Raw genomic sequence first — 23352 nt, 5'->3', positions numbered from 1 at the left:
GTTAATTTGGCGTGAATTTACTCCTTTATTTTTTGTTGATATAGGGAAATAATGAAAATAATTAATTCCAAAAGTGACATAATCGTATGAGAGCAGACGACTTAATCCTATTTTCTCAAGTAATCGAACTGGGCAGTTTTAGTAAGGTTGCAGAAGCAAATAACCTTACAAATTCGGTAGTTAGCAAAAGAATGGCAAGGTTGGAGGAAGAGATTGGGGCGCAGCTATTATATCGAACAACGCGTAAATTGACCTTAACCGAAGCAGGTAAGGTGTTACTCCACAGTGCTAAAAATGTGAAGCAGGCCACTCAGGAGGCTATGGACGCTGTTGCAGGCTTTGGAGAGAATGTGAGCGGTCACATAAAAATGTCCGTGCCGTGTATCTCTGGAGATTTGATACTTGCTGATGCCGTTGCGGAATTTTGTAACCTTCATCCGGGCCTGACCGTGGACATGTCATTGGATAACCGCTTTGTCGATTTGGTGGCTGATGGTTACGATTTAGTCATTCGAACTGGCTACCTAGCCGATTCCAGTTTGATCGCACGACATATTCTCGATTCCCAATGGGTGGTATGCGCGTCCCCTTCATATATCGCTAAAAATGGGAAGCCGATCGAGCCTATTGATCTCACCACACACAATTGTCTGCAATACGCTTACCAAACCACAGGTGCAACAGATTGGGAGTTTAAAGGCGAAGACGGAAATTACATCGTCAAAGTATCGGGCTGCTTTTCTACTGATAACGCGACCGCATTACGTAAAGCCGCTCTGGGCGGCCATGGTATAGCTTACGTCCCGCGATGCTTGGTGTATCACGATATTCGTAATGGTCAACTGGTGGATATTTTTCCTGAACTAGTGGGTAAAAAGTTGGGTATCTATGCGGTGTACCCGTTTACTCGTCAACCACCGAATAAAGTGAAACTGCTTATTGAGCACATTCGTGATCGTTACTTAACGATATCTCATTATTTCTAGTTCCTTCATAGATTTAAAACAATGTCGTTGAAATCAATATTGGGTGCTCTAAGGTAATCACCGCAATAAAACGATATGAAAATAAACAACTTAATAAAAGCAACGGAGTAACACGGACGTTATGCATTACCCAAAAACACGTAAAGATTCTGTCGTGGACACTTATTTTGGTCACGACATTGCCGACCCTTATCGTTGGTTAGAAGATGATCGCAGCGAAGAAACCGCACAATGGGTTTCGGGACAAAACTCGGTAACATTCGATTTTCTTGGTCAGATCCCGTATCGCCAACAGATTCGTGACTTGATCGCAAACAGTCAAAATTATGAGAAATACTCTCAGCCATTTGTGCGCGGTGATTATACTTACTTTTACAAAAACGACGGTTTGCAAAACCAAAGCGTATTGTATCGCCGTAAAGGCGAGGGAGAAGCCGAAGTCTTCCTTGACCCAAATACGTTCTCTGAAGAGGGCACGACCTCTCTTGGCGAAGTCAGCTTCTCGAAAGATTATCGTTTGGTCGCGTATTCCATCTCGGAAGGGGGAAGTGACTGGCGCAAGATCTTTGTTATTGATGCGGAAACCAAAGAACAGTTAGAGCCTGAGATTGTGGATGCGAAGTTTACGTCGATTTCTTGGCGGGGCAGCAAAGGCTTCTATTACTCAAGCTATGATAAGCCGCAAGGCAGTGAGTTATCTGCGCGAACTGAACATCACAAGCTTTATTATCATGAACTTGGTACACCTCAGTCTGAAGATAAAGTGATTTTCGGTGAGTTGGATACGCAGGTTCACCGTTATGTGTCTGGTACCACGACGACGGACGATCGCTTCCTCATTATTTCTGGCGCAGAATCCACATCGGGTAATCGTCTGTTTTATATCGATTTACAGTCTGAGTCCCAAGCGATTGTGACGCTTCGTGATACAACGCAAGGCGACACCTACTTGATTGATAGTCAAGACGAAACCTTGCTGCTTTACACCAACCTAGATGCGCCGAATGGCAAAGTTGTCAGCTACAACACCCGAACAGCGCAATGGATGGATGTGATTGCTGAACAAGAACAGCCGTTAGAAATCAGCAAAGGTGGCGGTTATCTGTTTGCGACTTATATGGTGGATGTACTTTCTAAAGTGCAGCAGTTTAACTACCAAGGTGAATGGATTCGAGATGTTGAACTGCCGGGAGAGGGTACGGCTTATGGTCTAGCGGGTAAAAAAGAAGAAACCACGCTGTATTACACCTTTACTAACTACGTGACGCCACCGACGATCTTCTCATTTGATGTTGAGTCTGGTGAATCGACGCTGTTTCAAGAATCAAAAGCGCCATTCGATCGCAGTGAGTATGAATCAAAACAGGTGTTCTACACCTCAAAAGATGACACGCAAGTACCGATGATCATCTCATACAAGAAGGGCATCGCACTTGATGGTAGTGCGCCAACCATGCTGTATGGTTATGGCGGTTTTAATATCAGCCTCACTCCGATGTTTTCTGGCAATGTGGCCAACTGGCTAGAATTGGGTGGTATTTACGCTGTAGCCAACATGCGAGGCGGCGGTGAATACGGTAAAGCTTGGCACAACGCAGGCACTCAGCAGCAAAAGCAAAACGTATTTGATGACTTTATTGCGGCGGCGGAATACCTGATTGAAAACGACTACACTAGCTCCGAGCGTCTAGCGATTCGTGGTGGTTCAAATGGCGGCTTGTTGGTTGGTGCGTGTATGACGCAACGTCCTGAGTTATTTAAGGTGGCGCTGCCAGCCGTAGGTGTGCTTGATATGCTCCGTTACCACACGTTTACGTCTGGAGAAGGCTGGAAGTATGACTATGGCACCTCTGAGCAAAGCGAAGCGATGTTCCAATACTTGCTTGGCTACTCTCCTGTTCACAATGTAAAAGAAGGCGTGCAGTATCCTGCGACATTGGTGACAACCGCCGATCACGACGATCGTGTGGTTCCAGCACATTCGTACAAGTTTATTGCGGAGCTGCAAGACAAGCAGCAAGGTGCTAATCCAGTATTGATACGCATTGATGTCAATGCTGGTCATGGTGCAGGAATGCCGCTGAGTAAGCAAATTGACCTCACCACAGACGTGTATGCATTTACGTTACATAATATGGGTATTGAGTCGATTTAATGCCCTAGTTGCTCGAAGCTTCTGAGAATAAAAAATGCCGCGACAGTGTCGCGGCATTTTTCATGGTTGGGGGAACTCAATTTATACTGTTTGCCAGTATTTGAGCCAGGTTGACTAAGTCTGACTCTTGAACCAACCAGTCTCGGCGGCCAAACCGAAAGGCAGCTACGCCATTCTTAAGACAAGATGAATTTATCACCTTTTCTTAATCCTAGTTTATGAATATGAAACTGTGATGAACCTAAGCCGCATTGTGCTGATTTTCACTGTTTTCAAGATCAAATGAGGCATCTATCAGTTTTTTCGTGTAGTCATTTTTAGGGTTTTGGAAAATATTTTCGGCTGTACCTTGTTCCATGACCTCGCCTTTTTGCATGACAAGAACACGATCAGAAAGGGCTTTGACGACTGATAGATCGTGGCTAATAAACAAGTAGCCAATGTTATGCTTTATCTGCAAATCTTTCAGGAGATCAATCACAGTCAGTTGAACCGAGCGGTCCAATGCAGAGGTCGGCTCATCAAGCAAAATAAACGAAGGTTCAAGGATCAGTGCTCGCGCGATAGCAATACGCTGACGCTGGCCTCCCGAAAACTCGTGCGGATAACGGTTGATGGACGCGGGATCTAAGCGAACCTCTCGAAGCACGTCGCGTGCTTTCTGCATACGTTCTTTTTTACTCAACATTGGCTGGTGGACAGTTAATCCTTCAGTGATGATCTCGCCGATAGTCATACGAGGAGAAAGTGAACCATAAGGGTCTTGGAACACCATCTGAACGTCTTTTTTCAGCTCAAAACGTTCTTTGTTTGTCAGCAAAGCCATATCTTGGCCTTTGTATTCGATTTTACCTGTGGATGGCAGGAGGCCTATCAGTGCGCGGCCGAGGGTAGACTTGCCTGAACCGGATTCCCCAACAATCCCGAGTGTTTCCCCTTGTTTGAGCTCAAGAGAAATGCCTTTTACGGCTTCGAAGTACTCATTTTTACTGGCAATAAAATGCGACTTTATCAAGAATTTGACTCGTATATCGTCAGCTTTTAATAGTTGTGTAGCACTCTCGCTAGTAGGGTCCTTACTGCCTTTTGGAATCGAGTTGATCAGCATACGTGTGTATTCGTGCTTTGGGTCTTCGAAGAGTGTTTGCGTTTCGCCTTCTTCGACGACTTCCCCTTTACACATCACAATGACACGGTCGGCAAAGTGTTTCACGACGCCTAAGTCATGAGTAATAAATAGGATTGCCATGCCCATCTGAGCCTGAATTTCTTTAATCAGGTGCAACACTTCTGCTTGAACCGTGACATCCAACGCCGTTGTTGGTTCGTCGGCGATCAAAATATCGGGCTCGTTAATCAGTGCCATCGCAATCATGATGCGTTGCAACTGACCGCCAGAAAACTCGTGCGGATATTTGCTGTACGCTTTCTCTGGCTCTGGCATGTGAACCAGTTCAAACAGCTCTAACACTCTCGCTTTGGCTTTGCATCTATCCACTGGACTGTGGCACATGATGGCCTCAGCGACTTGGATCCCCACCCGCATGTATGGATTCAATGAGGTCATCGGCTCCTGAAAAATCATACCGATACGATCACCGCGAATACTTTGCATTTCACGCTCCGTTTTATCCAAGATGGAGCTACCCTCAAACATGATGGATGAGTTCGTATGCAAAATAGCGTTGTCTGGCAATAGTTTCATCAGTGCATTGGTTGATACTGACTTGCCAGACCCAGACTCCCCAACGATGGAAAGCGTCTCGCCTGCTTTTAAATCGAAGCTAACATTCTTTACTGCATCGACGATCCCATCGTTTGTCGTAAAGCTGACCGATAGGTTATTCACCGAAAGAATGGTTTTAGAAGACATCACAGATCCTTGTGGTTGATAAAGCAAATGAAACACAAGCAATGGGCAGCGCTAAGTCTGGCAGACCTCATTGCTTGGATTCTAGATTAATTGTACAGGTGAGAAGGCGAAGACTTTGCCGAACTCATCGCTTGCAAATGCAAAAACTGCTCATGTGCGCGCGTCACATGGTCTAGCTCAATCATCCATTGAGCATTACGTTGAGCGGAGCAAAATGCCGCCATATGAGCTAACAAGTCTTCACTTTGTTGACCAAGTAAATGACCCACACGCTCAATAAGTTCATGATTCTCTAGTTGCAAGAATTGGAATAGTGCGTACGTTTGATTGAGTGTTGAAAAAGCATCGTGCTGCAATCCGAGTTTGTTGAGAATCTCCGATTGTGCGACGCACGCATCTCTCAGCCCGGTGATGAGACAGACAAACTGACAAGGTTTGGTTTGAGCATTTTCGAGCGCCGAATGAATGTGGTTCGGTAGATTGCTGAGTACATCGTCGTATAAACGATGTGCCTCGGGCCAGTGGCCTTGTTCCATCAATTGCTCTGCTTTCAAGTAGCGCATCCAGCATTGCTCAATATTCATGTCCATCTCCACAAGAGTTGATTTGCTTTGATATTAAATGAAATTGATTATCAATTGCAAGTGCGTGTTGATATCACTTTTGTGCTCATAAAATGTCCAATCAAACTAGGGTGGAAGGTAAATCACTTAAAATTAAGCAAATAATCTCTACACTCAAATGACGAAAATAAGAAAAAAGGAAGTGGATATGGCAATACTAAGATTGGAAGCTAAGCAGCTATATTCTGTAGCAGATCTAGAGAATATGCCATGTAAGTCGACCAAGGAGTTACCTCCAATTGATGAGATTGTGGGCCAAGAGCGCGCGCAAAAAGCGGTCGAGTTTGCGATGTCCATCAAAGAGAAAGGGTATAACATCTACGCCATTGGTCAGAATGGGCTAGGTAAACGCACCATGATCCTGCGCTATCTGAATCGTCACCAGCACGATGCAGCAGCCTTGTTTGATTGGTGTTACGTTGCGAACTTTGAAGATACCCGCACACCCAAGGTATTGAAGCTGCCTTGTGGTATCGGGAATAAGTTACGTGTTGATATTGAGGCCTTAATGGGCAAACTACTGAATGCTTTACCCCTAGCGTTCGACAATGAAATGTACTTTAGCCGCGCTGAGCGATTAAAAAACCAATTAGCGGCGAAGCAACAAAACGAACTGGACCGCATTAGCCGAGAGGCAAAAGAGAAAGGCATTAGCTTGACGCTTACCACACAAGGCGATTATCAGTTTGTTGCCATGAATGGTGATGAGCTTCATACGGAAGAGTCTTTTGATGCACTAAGTAAGAAAGAGCAAGAGCAGTTCAGCGATGCCATTGATGAACTCGAAGTACGATTACGTTCGATGGTCCGTGAACTCACAGAGTGGGAAGAAACTTACAGCGACAAAATCAAAAAGCTTAATGATGAAGTGACGCTCGATGTGATTACTCACTTCATTAAAAAGCTCAAAGTGGATTACGCGGAATATTCTGAAATCAAAACGTACTTAACTGAGCTGCAAAAAGATATTGTTGAAAACGCAGATATCTTCCTTGATCAAAGTGGTGAGCAAGGCGAAATTGCGACGGCGTCGTTGGATAAAAAATTACCACGTCGTTATAAAGTGAACGTCTTGGTAAGCCGCAACAGCAGTGACTTTCCTATCGTGGTTGAAGAAAACCCCAATTACCATTCGCTCTTCGGTTCGATTGAGACAGCCACTTTCAAGGGAACCGTGTTTACCGACTTTTCGCTGATTCGTGCGGGGAGTTTGCATAAGGCGAATGGCGGCGTTCTGTTAATGGATGCACAGAAAGTGCTTGAACAGCCTTACGTTTGGGATGGTTTGAAGCGCGCACTGCGTGCTCGTCAATTGAGCTTTACCTCCCTAGAAAAAGAAGTGACATTGACAGGGGCGGTATCACTCGATCCCGAGCCTATCCCGCTCGATATTAAAATCATTCTGTTTGGTGACTACCGAACTTATCAATTGCTGCAGCATTACGATCCAGAGTTCAGTGAGTTGTTCCGAGTGACAGCGGATTTTGAAGATGAGATGAAGCGAACGCCAGAGTCGGAACTGCACTATGCGCGCTTTATTTCTAGCGTCGTGAACGATAACAATATGCTGCACTGTGATAGAAAGTCCATGGGACGGATTATCGAATACAGTTCACGCTTGTCTGGTGATCAAACCAAGCTATCACTCCACTCTGCCAATATTGCGAATTTATTACGTGAGTCAAACTACGTTGCTCGTCAAGCCAACTCCAACATGATCCGTATCGGTCATGTGGAAGAGGCGCTCAAGAACCAAGAAATGCGAGTGAGCCGATTACGCGACAACGTGATGGAAACGTTTGTTAACGGTACAACCTTGATTCGCACTGAAGGGAAGGCTATCGGTCAAGTGAATGCCCTCTCGGTATTAAGTACCAGTGACTACATGTTTGGTGCGCCGAATCGCATCACCGCGACGACGTGTTACGGCGATGGAGATGTTATCGATATCGAACGCAGTGTGGATTTGGGCGGCAGTATTCACTCTAAAGGCGTGATGATTCTATCGGCCTACTTGTCTTCCGTATTTGGTAAAACGGCGCGAGTACCATTAACCACAACGATTACGTTTGAGCAATCTTATGGTGGTGTCGACGGTGATAGTGCCAGCATGGCAGAGCTATGTGCTGTAGTGTCTGCTTTTTCAAAGCAACCAAACCGACAAGACATTGCGATTACAGGCTCGATGAATCAGTTTGGTGAAGCTCAGCCAATTGGTGGTGTGAACGAAAAAATTGAAGGCTTTTACGATGTGTGTGTGATTAAAGGTCGTCATGAAGGGCAGGGGGTCATTATCCCGCAATCTAATGTTCATAACTTGATGCTCCGTTCCGACATCGTGAAAGCAGTAGAAAAAGGTGAGTTTAATATTTGGGCGATTGATCATGTCACTGAAGCCATCGAGCTGTTCACGGGGAAAGTCGCCGGTGAGCCAACCGATGAAGGTTCTTATCCAATAGATACGATTTTTGGCCTTGCTCAAGCTAAGCTCAATTCGTTGAGAAAATAGCCTAAAACCGCCCTAAATGTGAATGTATCTCATCATAAGTGATCACAATTTATCATAACGACAATATCCCGACACTACTGTCGGGATATTGTCAATAACAGATTGAAAATGGGGACTTTTTGTACTAGACAAAAGTGTGATCGACCTCTAATATTCGCCACTTGTTTATTCGTCTGGGAACTTTCCCGTCGCAAGGAAGCATAGATATTCAAATAACCGAAATGCAGCTTCAGTATTGAGAGTTGCTTGAGTTCGTTTGGATATAGGCATCACGCATACAACTGAGGTCCAGTCATGCAGTTATCACTGAAAAATTTGTCAGTACGAACGCAAATTTTGGTTCCGGTATTATTTACCGCGATTGTTTTGTTTATTGCTTTGTGGATTACTAAAAACAATCTTCAAGCTGAGCAAGATGTTATTGCTTCCAATCAAGAGTCTTTGGTTTTCCATAAAGACACTTTGGCGCGTATTGACGATGAAATTTATCCACTTCGTATTACAGCGGTTTACGCTATCTACGACGCTTCCCGTCGTGAAAATTTTCTTAATGAATTGAAAGAAGGCTTAAAGCAGGTTGAAGCTGATTTAAGTGCGATTGAAGCTCGTAATCTGTTTCGTGAAGATGCGATTAAAGTTCGCCAAGCGATCGAAGCCTATGTTCGATATTCAGAGCGCTCAGTGGCTTTCTTTAACCAGTACGATCAAGGCTTGAAATCGGACAGTGAGTACCGTGCATTCATTAAAGAGTACCGTAATGTTGGCCGAGAAATGGTTCAACAAATCAATACTCTGTCGAAGCATGTGAATGACCAAGCAGAGCAGTCAACCATAAGAAGCCATCAACAGAATGAGCGTGTACAAAACAACGCTATGCTGACAGTTCTTGCGGTATTTGCGTTCTCATTGGTGGGGGCGTGGATCTTATCAGGCATGATTGTTACGCCTATTCAAAAACTTCAAGAAGTGATGCGTCAGTTAGCAATGGGCAACTTGTCAGTTCGCGCAGATGTAGACGGTGATAACGAAATTGCGAAGCTGAGCAAAGATGTTAACCAAACAGCAGAACAGCTTTACAACACGGTCGACCAGCTAACTCGCATCAGTGAAGAGGTGGCATCGGCATCGACTGAGCTTGCCGCAGTAATGACGCAAGCAGAAGCGAATGCTCAGCTAGAGCTCGCTGAGATCGAACAAGTGGCATCGGCTGTTAATGAACTTGCCAGCACGGCAAACAACGTGAGCGATAACGCAACGTCTGCGGATTCGACAGCTCGCGAAGCTGATGGTCTTGCGCAATCAGGTCTGGCTATCTTCCAAGAGAGCGCAGAAGCAAGCGCACAGATGTCTCAGGCATTGAACGATGCAGCACAAGTGGTACTGCGTTTAAAAGAGCAGTCGGTTCAGATCAACGACGTTATTGAAGTGATTCGCGGTGTCTCTGAGCAGACCAACTTACTCGCATTGAACGCTGCGATTGAAGCTGCGCGTGCTGGTGAGTCTGGTCGTGGTTTTGCGGTTGTTGCGGATGAAGTACGTATGCTCGCGGCACGGACTCAAGACTCGACTCAAGAGATCCAAACGATTATTGAAGAACTTCAAGCGCAGTCTGGGCTTGCGAATGACAGCATGCAAGTCAGCCTTGATATGCTCAGTCGTAACAACGAACTGACGCAACAAGCGAATGAGGCATTGGTTGGTATTACCGAGTCGGTAGCCAACATTAACGATTCAAACACGCAAGTGGCAACCGCAGCCGAAGAGCAGTCTCAAGTCACTCAAGACATCAACCGCAACGTGGTTAACATGTCTGAACTGGTTAACCAGAATGTGGCGGGTATCAGTCAAAGCGCAAGCGCGAGCACTGAGCTTTCATTACTTGCAGAGAAGCAGAAAGAGCAATTGAGCTTCTTTAAGCTTTAATTCGCTATTCGCCTAACAAAATGTATAAATCCCTGAGCTATTGCTTGGGGATTTTTTGTTTGTGAGAAACTGATTTAAAATCAGGAAGTCTATCTAAAACAGTCATTTAGTGAAAATATTTTGCGAGCAAAATCACATATAGTGAGATTATTTTTACATTTTTTGCGTCAAAATTTTTTTGACGCGAACGATTTTTTTACCTCAACCGATAACTTGATGGTTGAGAGGTATTCATATCGTCATTTTACTTGGTGTTTTCTTCTATAAGTGCTGTTTATTCAACGCGTTGCGTGAAAAATAACAGCTGCTACTATGCCGCCAGTTTTCTCGTTGGTACAGAAAAGTCCTGTTTTTCTGGTGAGAAAATACATATAAAACAATGATATGGAAAATAACAATGAAATTAAAAACTTTAGCTGTAGCAGTGGCGCTAATGGCATCAGGATCTCAAGTTGTCGCTTCAGAACTATACAACCAAGATGGCACTTCTCTTGAGATGGGCGGCCGCGCTGAAGCGCGTCTTTCTATGATGGATGGTAAGGCAAAAGACCGTACTCGCATCCGTCTTAACTTCCTAGGCAAACAGGAAATCAATGAAAACCTATACGGTGTTGGTTTTTGGGAAGGTGAGTTCGAAACAAAAGAAGAAGGTGCCGTAGATAACAACAGTGATCTTGAAATTCGTTACGCTTACGCAGGCCTAGGCGGTAAATACGGTGAAGTAACTTACGGTAAAAACGACGGTGCATTATTCGTTCTTACTGACTTTACCGATATTATGGCTTACCACGGTAACACTGCAGCACTTAAGCTGCCTGTATCTGACCGTACAGACAACATGCTTTCTTACAAAGGCCAATTCGAGCAACTAGCTGTACGTGCTAGCTACCGCTTTGCTGACCGTACAACAGACGTGAATGGTTTTGCAGATAACAACGAAGATGGCTTCTCTCTATCTGGTATCTACGCATTTGCTAATACTGGTATTGAACTAGGTGCTGGTTATGCAGACCAAAACGATAGTGATGAGTTCATGCTTGCTGCTGCATACTCTGTAGGTGATTTCTACTTCGCTGGTAACTACACAGGCGCAGACGTGGATGTTGCAGGTGAGTCTGCGGATTACAAAGGCTACGAACTAGCTGCATCATACACTATGGGCCAAACTGTATTTACTTCTACGTTCAACAAAGGTGAGCTAGAAGATGCTGATACTGTAGAAAACCTAGCTGTTGATGTTACTTACTACTTCAAGCCTAACTTCCGTGGCTACGCATCATACAACTTCGATCTAATGGATAACGAAGGCGCTGATGAAAAAGATGAGCTAGCGCTAGGTCTACGTTACGACTTCTAAGTCGAAACTGTTATCTAAGATTCTGCCTTATTCTTAGTAAACAAAACCCCTTACTTTACAGTAAGGGGTTTCTTGTTTTCCGGGTATCAAAACTGGCCGCTACTTGGTGCTCATTATCAAAGCTACCTTTTCAGTGTGAGTTTAGTCCCATCAAATTTTAGGTGACTCAGGAGGTTTTTAGCGTTGGTTTTACCAACCTCATCAAACTCCATTCCATAGCGAGCATGGTGTGTCGATTTTTGTAAGTTACAAATACGACCTTTCAATGGCGCGAGCATGTGGCTTTCACCGGGCATGGTTAGGTCCAATGAAACGCGATCACCAACCTGAAGTGGTCGGCTCATTGGTGATGTCACAAAGCGGCACCCACTACGAGACAAATCTCTTATCTCGCATTCAGTTCGATAGGCCTCTAAACAAACGCGCGCCCTCAAATTCACTTCGTAACGTACTTCTTTACGAAGCTGAAAGACCTGCATGGTGTTAGGTAGACTTAGCACTAAAATTGGATACGGGTCGCCGAGTCGGTGCTGCAATTGCGCCCGAAATGGAATGACAGCACCTTCCCCTCGATGAGAGTACGCTTTTACATTGATCCAAAAGCCTTCTTGAAAATAGAATTTCAAGTCCTCATCGGAGATGTTCGGAACCTCTATCAATGCGGTATTATTTGAGTGACAGCCGACAAATGTGCTGGTTGTAATAAACTTGGTACCAACAGGTGTCGTGACGTTTAAACTTACTTCACTGCCATGTTCGACCATTGCCATTGCATCGGTGCTATTTAGTGTACTTGCCTGACGTTCGGGTGCCTTCTTGCTTTGCAGAGGTAGTTTGCCGTCTCTGGCAATAGGGCTCATATTTCTCATTATTATTGTCGTACCTGATTTGAGAAGGTAAGGGCGTGAAGTGACAGAGCACTTCCGCATGGTGTTGATTCTATTCAGTGATATAGTTTGATTCAATCAATCCGTAACAAAAATTAGAGAGCAAGATATGCATAAAGTAACTCATGAAGTTGAAAACAACACATTTTGGGTTGATTTAGAACAAGGTTATAAAGCCAAGGTGGTTTATCAGCTTGAGAATAATGTCATGCACATCACATCAACCGTAGTTCCTGAAGCATTACGAGGTAAAGGGTACGGAAAAGTGATGATGGAAGCGGTATTGCCAGAAATTGAGGCACTCGGTTACCAAATCAAACCAGTCTGTCCATATGTCATTCATTATATGGAGAAAAACCAAGCGTGGTCACATCTGCTTGCATGATGATGAACGACAACCACCAACGTTACCAAAGCATTGGCCAGGAGCTAAAGCTTGGGAATTATCAATCGGTAGAAGTCATACAATCGCTATGGGGAGGCTATGGTGAGTTAGTCCGAGTTAATTATTCAACTTGTTCGGTGATCATTAAGCATGTAAAACTCCCTAAGCCTTCAGAGCACCCAAGAGGTTGGAATACGGACCGCTCTCACCAAAGAAAGCTGCACTCTTATCAGGTGGAAGTGAATTGGTATACGCATTTTTCCAGAGAGGTGAGCACTCGCTGCCGAGTACCACAAGGTCTAAAAACGTTCCAATCGGAGAATGAATGGCTCATCGTGATGGAAGATCTCGCCGAGGCGGGCTTTCCAAAAGTCATCACCGATGCAAAGCTAGAGCATCTACGAGCCTGCCTTGCTTGGTTGGCGAACTTTCATGCGCGCTACATCGGTGTTCGCTCGGATAAGCTGTGGCATAGCGGCACGTATTGGCACTTGGCAACCAGACCCGATGAGCTTGAGGTGCTGCAAGACACCGAGCTAAAAGATGCCGCTCAATTAATTGATCAAACGCTTTCGCAAGCCAAGTTCAAGACGCTTGTACACGGTGATGCCAAATTGGCGAACTTCTGTTTTGATCGAGAAGAATCAAGCGTTGCTGCGGTCGACTTTCAATACATCGGACATGGCTGTGCGATGAAAGACGTAGCACTGTTCATGAGCAGTGCCGTCAAGCCAGAACGTTGTGCAGAGATGGAAGTTTGGGGCTTGGACACGTATTTTGCTCAGTTGCAACAGGCGTTAATGGTTTATCAGCCGAATCTTGACCCCAATGAAGTCGAGCGCGAATGGCGTCCTTTGTTTGCGGTTGCGTGGGCTGACTTTCAACGATTTGTGAAAGGTTGGAGCCCCGATCACTGGAAGATCAATCCTTACACAGAAGCATTGACTAGCAGAGCGCTGACTCACTTACGAAAGTGAGTAGAAGTTTAAGAAGAAAAGCCTCCAATTAGGAGGCTTTGATTTATTTTTTACTTGGCCTGATACGTGCCATGTAATAGGTATTGATGAACTCGCCATCTCGGAAGGAGCCATCAATCGCCTCTCCTTCAATTTCAAAACCATGCTTTTTGTACAGGCCAATCGCGGCCTCGTTGTCGGCATTCACTTCTAACTGGATGCGTCTTACATTCAACCAGTTATCCGCCAACTCGATGATGGTTTCAATTAACTTACTTCCCACGCCTAGGCCGTGAAACTGGTCGTGAACGCCAATACCAAACGCGGCCGTGTGCGCCGTTCTTGGACGCTGCGAGTGATGAAAGCCAATGTTACCCACTACTTTACCATCGATTTCAGCGACGTAGCTGTAAACACCAGCGGGCATATTTGACAATCGTTCTACCCACATTGCGAGCGAAGGTTTTGGGAGTTGCAGGGTTTCACGTTGTGCTTTTGGTTGTGAATAGATTTCTACGAGTGCCGCTGCGTCTTCAACGGTTGTTGGACGTACGATAATTTCCATGCTTCTCTCCTTCGCTTTTTAGTATTAATTTTCAATCTAACCACAGTTCCTTATTTTGGATAGTATTTTTTGAGGTTTGAGAGATAAACACCTTTTAAATTAGGTTGTTATAGCGATGTTTTTCTAAATTTTAGTAGTCATTTATCTTTGAATTTAGCGAATAGATTGCAAAGGTGTTGAATTATTGTACTGAAAATGGCGTGCACGGCAGAGTATCGTGGTGAATTTCATGTTGGAGGAAATAAATGGAATTATTCAAACTGTGACGACGGCACTGTACATCAGTTGACTTGAATCAATTGAGGGTGGAGTTACCCCTTATGAGGTATGGGGAAGAGGTACGTTTAGCGCTATTTATGCTTAACTTGATAAAGGAGTTTCGTTGAGGAAATAGCATGAAATCCTCTCAGTCTAAAACATCGCAAAGTCGGCGTCGATTTTTGCGTGATACTGTCCGAACTGCGGCAGGCGTTGGCGCAGCGGCGTGTGTGTTGGGCTTACAATCGCTGCAAAGCCAAGCTCGAGAAACTAAAGGTGTGCCTATTCGCCCACCCGGTGCTTTGCCAGAAGGCGATTTCGAATCAGCCTGTATTCGATGTGGCTTGTGTGTTCAAGCATGCCCTTACGACACATTGAAACTCGCGACATTACTTTCTCCTGTAGCCACTGGTTCACCTTACTTTACTGCGCGCGATATTCCCTGCGAAATGTGTGAAGACATCCCTTGTGTGGTCGCTTGTCCGAGTGGGGCGCTGGATCCGAAGCTAACCGATATTGATGACGCTCGCATGGGGACAGCGGTTCTTATTGACCATGAAACTTGCCTAAACTGGCAAGGGCTACGATGCGACGTTTGTTATCGCGTTTGTCCGCTGATTGATGAAGCCATCACATTAGAGATGGTTCACAACGACCGAACCGGTTATCACGCCAAACTTATCCCAACAGTGAATTCCGAAGTGTGTACCGGATGTGGCAAGTGCGAACAAGCGTGCGTGTTGGATGTCGCTGCTATTAAGGTCGTCCCGACGGATTTGGCGAAAGGCAAAGTGGGCAGTCACTACAATTTTGGTTGGAAAGAGATCGACAAACCACTCGAAAATATCCTCCCTAGTGAGACGCCTGTACCGGAAGGTGCGCTTGAATCGCTAAAAGGAGGTAAGTAATGGCAAAGAACTTAGCTCAAAATGCTGGAAAAGAAGCGGTTGAAAAGCTTGGCTGGTGGCGCGCACATCGGTTTTTGATTTTACGCAGACTATGCCAGCTCACCATCATTGCGCTGTTTATGGCTGGGCCGACGCTGGGAATTCTAACCGGTAATCTGTCATCAAGTATGTTGCTCGACACAGTGCCGTTAAGTGACCCGTTAATTTTGCTTCAAGCTTTGGCGACAGGGCATGTTCCGGAGTTTAATGCGCTGTTAGGCGTAGTGATTGTCGTGGTGTTCTACGCGATTTTAGCACCGCGCGCATTTTGTGCGTGGGTGTGCCCGTTGAACATCGTGACGGACTTGGCGGCTTGGCTGCGCAGAAAGCTCAACATTAAAGCGAGCTATCGTTGGTCTCCTACTATTCGTTATTGGCTGATCCCTGTTTTGATGTTGGGTAGTGCTCTGTCTGGCGCGATTCTTTGGACATGGTTAGATCCAGTGGCGGCACTGCATCGCGGATTGGTGTTTGGTATGGGCGCAGGTTGGGTGTTGATCGCCCTGGTGTTCGTACTGGATTTACTTTTGGTTGAGCATGGGTGGTGTGGGCACTTATGTCCACTGGGGGCTACCTATGGCGTGATAGGCCGAAAAAGCTTGTTGCGCGTTACCGCTGTACGCCGCGAAGATTGCACCAAATGCATGGATTGCTTTTACGTCTGCCCAGAACCTGAGGTGCTTCGACAACCATTGAAAGAGGGAGATCGTCGAGTTATGGATCAAAACTGCATTAGTTGTGGCCGCTGTTTGGATGTGTGTCCAGAACATGTGTTTGAATTTAAGAATCGTCTAACAGTAAAGAATATCGATTAAGTTACGAGCCTCATCACTGGCGTTTTACCTATTTCTCTCGATATTACAACATCGCGCTTAGCCGAGGAATTGAGTGCGATGTTTATCTTCATAACAATATCCCTATGCAATATCTGCTTGGTTTGGGTTGAAAATAATAATGATATTGCGAATTTGTTACATTTGAAGCTATGATGATGCCTTCATATTTAAAGGAAACATCATGACTACCTCATCGCAAGGCTGGAGAACGCCGCAAAATTTCCTCCTGTTAATTTCCATTATCGTGCCCATTGCTTTTTCTACTTGGATGGCGTTGTTGAACAACTTTGTTATCGAGAAAGCGAACTTTGATGGCGCTGATATCGGTTTACTTCAAAGTGTTAGGGAAGTACCTGGCTTTCTAGCTTTCACTGCGGTATTCGTTTTACTTTTTATCCGTGAACAACGCTTTATGCTCGTCTCTTTGGCGATGCTTACGCTTGGTACGGCATTAACAGGTTATTTTCCCACTTTGTACGGTCTACTTTTTACAACCTTATTGATGTCTACCGGCTTTCATTACTTTGAAACACTAAAGCAGTCTTTGTCTTTACAATGGCTATCGAAAGAAGAAGCCCCGGAAATGCTGGGTAAATTTATTTCTGTTGGGGCTTTGGCTTCTCTATTTACCTACGGCGCCATTTGGGTTTCGCTCGAACAGCTCAAACTTGATTTTAAAACGGTCTATCTAATGGCAGGTGGTTTAGGTTTTGTGCTTATTTTGGTGATGGCATTTGCTTTCCCTCAATTTAAAACAAAAGTGCCTCAAAACAAGAAACTCATTCTGCGTAAACGTTACTGGTTGTACTACGCGCTCACGTTTATGAGTGGTGCTCGTCGTCAGATTTTCACTGTTTTTGCTGGCTTCTTGATGGTAGAGAAGTTTGGCTACTCTGCCGCAGACATTACCTTGCTGTTTTTGATCAACTATGTCTTTAACTTCTTGTTTGCGAAGCGAATCGGCCGCTTCATCGGCGTTGTTGGTGAGCGTAAAGCGCTGATGTTTGAGTACGTCGGTTTGATCTTCGTATTCGTCGGTTATGGTTTGGTGCAAACCGCAGAGTGGGCTGCTGCATTGTACGTTGTCGACCATTTGTTCTTCGCGCTAGCGCTTGCTATCAAAACCTACTTCCAAAAAATTGCCGATCCTGCCGATATGGCGTCGACCGCTGGGGTTGCGTTTACTATTAACCATATTGCGGCGGTTGTGATACCCGTTACGTTTGGTGTGATTTGGCTGGTTTCTCCTGCTAGCGTATTTTACATCGGTGCAGGTATGGCGGCTGTGAGCTTACTGCTGTCACTCAATATTCCAGCGAAGCCAGAAGAGGGCAATGAGACCCGCTTATTAAAGTGGAGCTAAGTTGGTACTTACTATCTAGTAATAGAAGTTAATTACTGTTAATAGCTTTATTGACTTGGGTGCTTAGGCACCCCTTTCTTTATCTTCATGTTGTTTCCTCTATGGTTGTACATATCTATTGGGTCCGTTAGGGTTTTATACCTAAGTATGTTGAAATTACTCGGATACAACATGAGTCGAAACACTAAGGAGGGTTTTACAGTGCAGGTACATGGCAGGGAGTTGGATTTAGATCTAGGAAACCGTCACGTCGTTATTCAACGTCGCTATGAGGCGTTAGGTGCTGCCAACGATCTGCTCATAGCTATTTGGTTTTTAATTGGTAGTTTTTTCTTTTTGAATGATTCGTTGATTGAAAGCGGGACTTGGCTGTTCATCGTAGGCAGCGCACAGTTGATCATTAAGCCCCTGATAAAACTGATGAGTTTAGTTCATGTTGGTCGCTTAAATAAGCAACTTTCTGGCACATCAACGAGCCGCTGAGATTACACGCCTATTTTGAGCACCTGCAAGCAAGAGGCTAATGAGCGGGTTATCGAGGAGAAAGAGGGAAACATAACGTGGTCACAACACTAACCACGTTATGTTCAGCTTGAAGCTTTAGAATTTAAAACGGATACCAGAACAGTTGTGTGTCCATAACACGCTTGCTGATCGCAGCAATCACTATCACTGCAATCCCCGCCATGCAGATCATATCGGCTTTGGTCAGGGGTTTTAGGCTGTACCAGGTGCGAGATGAGTGACGGCCAAAACCACGTAGCGTCATCGCGTTTGAGATTTGGTCTGCTCTGTCCAAACTAGAGAAAATCAGAGGGCCAAGAATCTTTGCCACGTTCTTCATACGAGTGAACAACGGAGCCTTCTTACTCAGTTCTACTCCGCGTGCTTGTTGCGCGTGCATGATGTTAACAAAGTCCTTTTTCACTTCCGGCAAGTAGCGCAGCGTTAAGCTTACGGCATAGGCTATTTTGTAAGGCACACCCAAGCGGTTCAAGCTGGCTGAAAACTCCGTCGGGTGAGTGGTAAATACAAACACTAACGCGATTGGGAACATGCTGAAGTATTTCAACGTCACTGTTACTAGATAAAACAACGTCTCTTGAGTGAGCGAGTAGTTACCGGGTAATGAGAGTAAAACCGTTGATGAGCCCATGAACTCAGTACCTTGTTGCGGTGCCAACGCGAACATAAACAGGGCATTGATCAGCAATACCGTGCCTGTACCGAGTAAAAGTGGTTTGTAGACATGAAATGGCACTTTGGTCATTTTCAATAAGCCCAAACCAAGCACGATCAACAGTGCAATGATTCGCAAGTCAAACGTGGTCAACACCACCGTTACCCAAGCAATGAAAAGCAAGAACTTAGTAATGCCATTCAACTTATGAAGTGGCGATTGGGTATCGATGTAGTTGATACCAAACTTCATCTTATTGTCTTTCATGCCACCGCTTTCTCTGGTTGGTTTACTTCGCTGCTTTTTTGTTGGCGGTGCGCTTTTTCTACATTGATAAAATGCTGCATAAAGCCATTGGTGTCTTCGATGCCAACTTTCGTAGCCAACTCAAACAGACTTGTTGTGGTGAGGTTTGCTTGGTCTAGTAGCTCTGAACTGCTGAATACCTGCGTCATTGGTGCATCCGCGACTAATTTACTGTCTGCAATCACGATAGAGCGCGTGGTGTATTCCAGCACTAAATGCATGTCGTGGGAGATGATCATCACGGTTACGCCCAACTCGCGATTGAGCTTTTCGATGAAACTCAGCATAGACGTGTAGTTCCGGTAGTCCTGACCTGCCGTCGGTTCATCAAGGATCAGAAGCTCTGGTTCCAAGACCAAAATTGACGCAATGGTTACGCGCTTTTTCTGGCCGTAGCTCAATGCTTCGATTGGCCAGTGACGGTATTTGCTCAAACCGCACAGCTCAAGGACTTCAAGTACTTTAGCTTCGATCTGTTTCTCTTCAATGCCACGATTACGGAGACCGAAGGCCACTTCGTCGAAAATCATGTGATGGGAAATCATGTGATTCGGGTTTTGCATCACCACGCCCACTTTCTGGCTGCGCTCGAAGATGGTCAGTTCGTTAAGATCTTGACCATTCATGCTCATTGAGCCGCTATCCGCTTCAATAACGCCCATAATCAGTTTGGTGATGGTCGATTTACCCGAGCCATTTTTGCCAAGTACAGAGACAAACTCGCCACGCTTGATGTCAAAACTCACGTCTTCTAACGCGTTTTTCTCACCGTCGTAAGAATAGGTGAGGCCACGGACTTCAAGCAAAGTCTCGGCTGGCGTTTTAGGTGGTTGTGCTGTTGAACCATCAAACCATGCTTGTACTGCTGGTTTATATTGCTCCAACGGTAAGGTAGTTAAGCTAGAAGGTTTTGCATCGCCCTCAATCGCGCAGCCTGCTTCTTTCAGAGCCGAAATATAAAGTGGTTCGCGGATGCCGTAATCTTCTAGCAGAGGCGATGCTAAAATTTCATCTGGCGTTGTATCGGCAATGATTTCGCCGCTTTCCATCAAGATAATACGGTCAACTGAGCGATGCAGAACGTCCTCAAGACGATGCTCAATGATTACGATGGTTTTGCCTGTTTCGCGGTGTAGATCATCGATGATCTCGATGGTTTTTTTACCCGTTTTAGGGTCAAGCGCAGCTAGTGGTTCATCAAACAAAAGGATATCGACGTCATCGACGAGAATGCCCGCCAAAGAAACACGTTGTTTCTGGCCGCCAGATAAATCGTGGGGAGAGCGATCTAACATCTGTTCCAAGTCGACCATTTTGGCCGTGGCTTTGACCAATGGGTACATGTCGATGTTAGAAGTTAGCTGGTTTTCCAGCGCAAATGCGATGTCTTCGCCAATGCTCAAACCGACGAATTGGCTGTCCGTATCTTGCAGTACGGTGCCAACTTGCTCAGTGTATTGGTGCATGTCGAAAGGGGCGGTGTCTTGACCATTGATGGTCAATGTTCCACTGGTTTCCCCTTTGATTGCGTGTGGGATCAGTCCGTTAAGACATTGCCCAAGGGTAGATTTACCACTACCACTTGGACCGATAATGACGATTTTCTCTCCTTTCTCTATCCTTAGATTGATATTTTTTAGCGTCGGTTTGTCCAGCGACTCATATCTAAAAGAGAAGTTAGAAAATTCGATTGTCATTCGACATTAAGCCTCTGTTAAGTTACGGCTTTGCTTGTTACGTTTAGCGACAGACTTAAGAATGAAGAAGCCAACAATAGCAATAAGAATGGTGTTACCGATCGCGATAATTGAAAGCTGGGTAAACACTTTAGTGAACGGTTCTGCGTATAAAATCGTGTCGAGGAATGCAGAGCAACCGTAACCAAATACGTTGCCTAATAGCGCAAGTACTACGAATAACGCGAAGTCTTTCATATTGAAATCGCCTTTCTCTAAACGGTAGCGCGTTAGAGAAGGGAATAGACCGATAATCAAACCAACAATACCTGAACCAAGTACCCAAGTGAGCCATACGCCCCAACCTGCGAATAGGTCAGTGACCCAGTGGCCAATAAAACCAACCAAAAAGCCAACAAGTGGGCCAAATAGTACTGAGAACAATGCTAATACTGCCATGGCTGGTTTTAGCGTTGTGTTTGCAAACACAGGGATGCCAAACATAGGTAAGCCACCGATGCCGTAAAGAGCAGCACCAATTGCAATAACCACAACGGTTTTAGCAGAAAGATTCATAGATAACCTCAGTTCAATGGTCGATTTTAAAGAACGTTCATTTATATTGTTGGAAAGCATTGGTTATTTGATTGTGTAACATATATCCAAAACAACCAAGCTGCTTATTGTTTGCTCTATTTTTCTTCAGGAAATGTGTGATTTGATTCACGTATCCCTTTGACTGGCTTTGTTTTTTAGCAAGCATTAAAAATAAGGCGCGCATTATACAGAATATTGATAAAAGTGGGAATGCTATCTGTCTGGATGGCTAGAATGAAATCGGAGGCTGATTGTCAGCCCCCGATTACACTTTCTGATACTATTTTCATCGATAAATGAATGAGCTAGCTGTTCATTAATGGTCTAGGTACAAATAGTTCTGCCAGCTCTTCATGCGAATCAGCACTTTGCGCATCACTGACACGTGAGTAAAGCTGTCTGAGTAAACGGCGACTTCAACCGCGGTACCCATTGGTAGGTGGTATTCGCTCAAATCGTCCGTGATTTTCAGCTTCGCAAATACACGTCCGCTTGTGCGCAGGGCATCGGTACCAAGCAAAGCACCTCTGGCTTGAATTTGGCTTTCACCAATGGCTGGAATCACGTCGATGACTTCGCCACGGAATACCTTGCCCGGTATCGCACGGAACATAAACTCCGCTTCAAAGCCTGCCTTCAAACGTTGTAGCGAGTTTTGTCTGAACGCAGCGGTGTACGTAATGTCTTCGGTATGCACGAAGGTCATTGCAGGAGCAAGCGGTAACGGCACAGCCATCACACCAGGACGCAAAGCCAATTGCGTAACGTAACCATCGGTTGGCGCACGAACGATAGTTTGTTCTAGGTTAAACTCTGCTTTACGCAGCTCTGCGAGAAGTTGCGCGACTTGAGTGTTTTCACCACCAATTTCAGAGTCCAGAGCGATTTGCGCTTGTTCTTGTTGCAAAATCGCAACGTCTAACATGGCTTCTGCCGCTTTATACGCTTGGCGTCGAGTATCTAAATCTTGTTCAGTAAACGCGCCGCGATCAAAGCCTCTTTGATATCGGCTAAACTCTCTTTGCGCTTTATCTCTATCTGCTTGTGCTTTTAAAACCGCAGCTTCTTCTTCTCTTAGATCAGACTCTAAACCCAACGCGCCTTGGCTTGCTTCTTTGACTTTCGCTTCAAGGCGAGCGACTTCCGCTTCAAAAGGCACAGGGTCGATTTTGAAAAGAATATCGCCGGTTTTGAGCGGTTGGTTCGCTTGAACTGGCACTTCCACAACGCGGCCACGTACACCAGAGACGATAGGCGTAGTTGGGAACACTTGGTTACCTAACTGAGTAAATGGGTGGTTGTAGTTCATAAGTAGCACAAGTGTGCCCACCAACACTACGCCACCAAGTACAGCTGTCGGGACCGTCCATTTGTTTAGAGGAATATTGAAGATTTTAAAAATGGCGATACAAAGAGCTGCGTAAGTCAGAATCAGCAATAAATCCATTATTCGTCCTCTTTACTTTGTTCAGTCAAAGGCTTTTGCTGAATCTTTTGTTGTTTCAACATCGATACTTCGTTTTTGAGTTCGTTGACTTCGTCGATGAGTTCTTCAAGACGGTGATGAATGTCGTGTGTTTCTTGCTCAAGTTGTTTGAAGCCCCAGCCTCGCTCCTTGCGCCACAATGTTGCCCATATCCATAAAAATGGCCACAGTGCATGTAAAGTGAAAAGGCTAACCCAGCCCGCGTAATGAATTGCGTCTTGATGAGGGTGTTCGCGTTCTTTAGCAATTTCATACGGAATATCGTGAATAACGATAATCCCATAGAAGATCACCAAAGCAACGAAGATGAGTAACCCAAGTGCAAAATAGTCTAGAAACATCTTACCTGCCTGTGCTTGTTACCTAATGGAAAATCTTACGTAAATTAACAGTTTAAGTATTTGTCTTAACTATCGTTCAATCAAGTTATTTTGTACTTGAATTATGTTTATGCGATATCCGTATCGATTGCTATTCGGGGACA

At 45.0% G+C, this 23352-nt stretch carries 20 protein-coding genes; 11 read left to right on the top strand and 9 right to left on the bottom strand.

All coding sequences use genetic code 11. The annotated features are described in order from the left end of the window. Nucleotides 1-86: 86 nt before the first annotated feature. Both NL643_RS16400 and NL643_RS16395 read left to right on the top strand, forming a co-directional pair. On the top strand, nt 87-986 hold the full coding sequence (locus NL643_RS16400; RefSeq protein ID WP_005375112.1) for a LysR family transcriptional regulator: 900 nt from the start codon (nt 87-89) through the stop codon (nt 984-986). Nucleotides 987-1107: 121 nt separating this feature from the next. Next, on the top strand, nt 1108-3141 hold the full coding sequence (locus NL643_RS16395; protein ID WP_253644829.1) for a prolyl oligopeptidase family protein: 2034 nt from the start codon (nt 1108-1110) through the stop codon (nt 3139-3141). A gap of 241 nt (nt 3142-3382) precedes the next feature. Here the strand turns inward: NL643_RS16395 and NL643_RS16390 are convergent, their stop codons facing one another. Both NL643_RS16390 and NL643_RS16385 read right to left on the bottom strand, forming a co-directional pair. Next, entirely contained in the window at nt 3383-5014 is a 1632-nt protein-coding gene (locus NL643_RS16390) for an ABC transporter ATP-binding protein (RefSeq protein WP_253644828.1), read from the bottom strand. An 86-nt stretch (nt 5015-5100) separates the two neighbouring features. Further along, nucleotides 5101-5598 (bottom strand): hypothetical protein, encoded by a 498-nt coding sequence (locus NL643_RS16385; protein ID WP_046875772.1) that lies wholly within the window; start codon nt 5596-5598, stop codon nt 5101-5103. Between the two features lie 187 nt (nt 5599-5785). Here NL643_RS16385 and NL643_RS16380 point away from each other — a divergent pair, with 187 nt between their 5' ends. From NL643_RS16380 to NL643_RS16370, 3 genes are all read left to right on the top strand, one after another. Continuing rightward, complete coding sequence (locus NL643_RS16380; protein ID WP_005394880.1) at nt 5786-8146, top strand: Lon protease family protein; 2361 nt, start codon at nt 5786-5788, stop codon at nt 8144-8146. 294 nt (nt 8147-8440) lie between these two features. Next, nucleotides 8441-10069 (top strand): methyl-accepting chemotaxis protein, encoded by a 1629-nt coding sequence (locus NL643_RS16375; protein ID WP_005394881.1) that lies wholly within the window; start codon nt 8441-8443, stop codon nt 10067-10069. Between the two features lie 397 nt (nt 10070-10466). Beyond that, nucleotides 10467-11426 (top strand): porin, encoded by a 960-nt coding sequence (locus NL643_RS16370; protein ID WP_253644827.1) that lies wholly within the window; start codon nt 10467-10469, stop codon nt 11424-11426. 122 nt (nt 11427-11548) lie between these two features. Here the strand turns inward: NL643_RS16370 and NL643_RS16365 are convergent, their stop codons facing one another. After that, on the bottom strand, nt 11549-12286 hold the full coding sequence (locus tag NL643_RS16365; protein WP_253644826.1) for a flagellar brake protein: 738 nt from the start codon (nt 12284-12286) through the stop codon (nt 11549-11551). A gap of 136 nt (nt 12287-12422) precedes the next feature. Between NL643_RS16365 and NL643_RS16360 the strand changes: the two genes are divergently transcribed. Then, nucleotides 12423-12698, top strand: coding sequence for a GNAT family N-acetyltransferase (locus NL643_RS16360; RefSeq protein ID WP_006741945.1), 276 nt, complete (start codon nt 12423-12425; stop codon nt 12696-12698). Further along, nucleotides 12698-13675, top strand: coding sequence for an ecdysteroid 22-kinase family protein (locus NL643_RS16355; protein WP_253644833.1), 978 nt, complete (start codon nt 12698-12700; stop codon nt 13673-13675). The genes NL643_RS16360 and NL643_RS16355 overlap by 1 nt, the downstream gene beginning before the upstream one ends. Nucleotides 13676-13718: 43 nt before the next feature. On the opposite strand, the gene NL643_RS16350 is transcribed toward NL643_RS16355, so the two are convergent. Then, on the bottom strand, nt 13719-14219 hold the full coding sequence (locus tag NL643_RS16350) for a GNAT family N-acetyltransferase (protein ID WP_046875775.1): 501 nt from the start codon (nt 14217-14219) through the stop codon (nt 13719-13721). 395 nt (nt 14220-14614) lie between these two features. Here NL643_RS16350 and napG point away from each other — a divergent pair, with 395 nt between their 5' ends. From napG to NL643_RS16330, 4 genes are all read left to right on the top strand, one after another. Beyond that, on the top strand, nt 14615-15385 hold the full coding sequence (napG, locus tag NL643_RS16345) for a ferredoxin-type protein NapG (protein WP_015313573.1): 771 nt from the start codon (nt 14615-14617) through the stop codon (nt 15383-15385). After that, the gene (napH, locus tag NL643_RS16340; RefSeq protein WP_253644825.1) at nt 15385-16239 is read left to right on the top strand and encodes a quinol dehydrogenase ferredoxin subunit NapH; all 855 of its coding nucleotides are present in this window, start codon (nt 15385-15387) and stop codon (nt 16237-16239) included. The genes napG and napH overlap by 1 nt, the downstream gene beginning before the upstream one ends. Before the next feature lie 202 nt (nt 16240-16441). Beyond that, a complete protein-coding gene (locus NL643_RS16335) occupies nt 16442-17623 on the top strand; it encodes an MFS transporter (RefSeq protein WP_005394895.1) in 1182 nt (393 codons plus the stop codon). A gap of 171 nt (nt 17624-17794) precedes the next feature. Then, entirely contained in the window at nt 17795-18106 is a 312-nt protein-coding gene (locus tag NL643_RS16330) for a YrhK family protein (protein WP_043884592.1), read from the top strand. Between the two features lie 124 nt (nt 18107-18230). On the opposite strand, the gene NL643_RS16325 is transcribed toward NL643_RS16330, so the two are convergent. The 5 genes from NL643_RS16325 to NL643_RS16305 all read right to left on the bottom strand — a co-directional run bounded on the left by NL643_RS16325 (nt 18231) and on the right by NL643_RS16305 (nt 23209). Beyond that, complete coding sequence (locus NL643_RS16325) at nt 18231-19070, bottom strand: energy-coupling factor transporter transmembrane protein EcfT (protein ID WP_005394899.1); 840 nt, start codon at nt 19068-19070, stop codon at nt 18231-18233. Beyond that, the gene (locus NL643_RS16320) at nt 19067-20806 is read right to left on the bottom strand and encodes an ABC transporter ATP-binding protein (RefSeq protein ID WP_253644824.1); all 1740 of its coding nucleotides are present in this window, start codon (nt 20804-20806) and stop codon (nt 19067-19069) included. The genes NL643_RS16325 and NL643_RS16320 overlap by 4 nt, the downstream gene beginning before the upstream one ends. Nucleotides 20807-20812: 6 nt before the next feature. Beyond that, the gene (locus tag NL643_RS16315; RefSeq protein WP_005375133.1) at nt 20813-21361 is read right to left on the bottom strand and encodes an ECF-type riboflavin transporter substrate-binding protein; all 549 of its coding nucleotides are present in this window, start codon (nt 21359-21361) and stop codon (nt 20813-20815) included. Nucleotides 21362-21698: 337 nt separating this feature from the next. Next, a complete protein-coding gene (locus tag NL643_RS16310) occupies nt 21699-22829 on the bottom strand; it encodes an HlyD family secretion protein (protein WP_253644823.1) in 1131 nt (376 codons plus the stop codon). Continuing rightward, nucleotides 22829-23209: a DUF3302 domain-containing protein gene (locus tag NL643_RS16305; RefSeq protein ID WP_005478107.1), complete on the bottom strand. Its 381-nt coding sequence runs from the start codon at nt 23207-23209 to the stop codon at nt 22829-22831. The genes NL643_RS16310 and NL643_RS16305 overlap by 1 nt, the downstream gene beginning before the upstream one ends. Nucleotides 23210-23352 lie beyond the last annotated feature (143 nt).

The organism is Vibrio sp. Y42_MX_L11 (assembly GCF_024181785.1).
GTDB lineage: Bacteria > Pseudomonadota > Gammaproteobacteria > Enterobacterales > Vibrionaceae > Vibrio > Vibrio diabolicus.
Note: the sequence above shows the minus strand (reverse complement) of the source record. Positions and strands in the feature narration are given on the sequence as shown.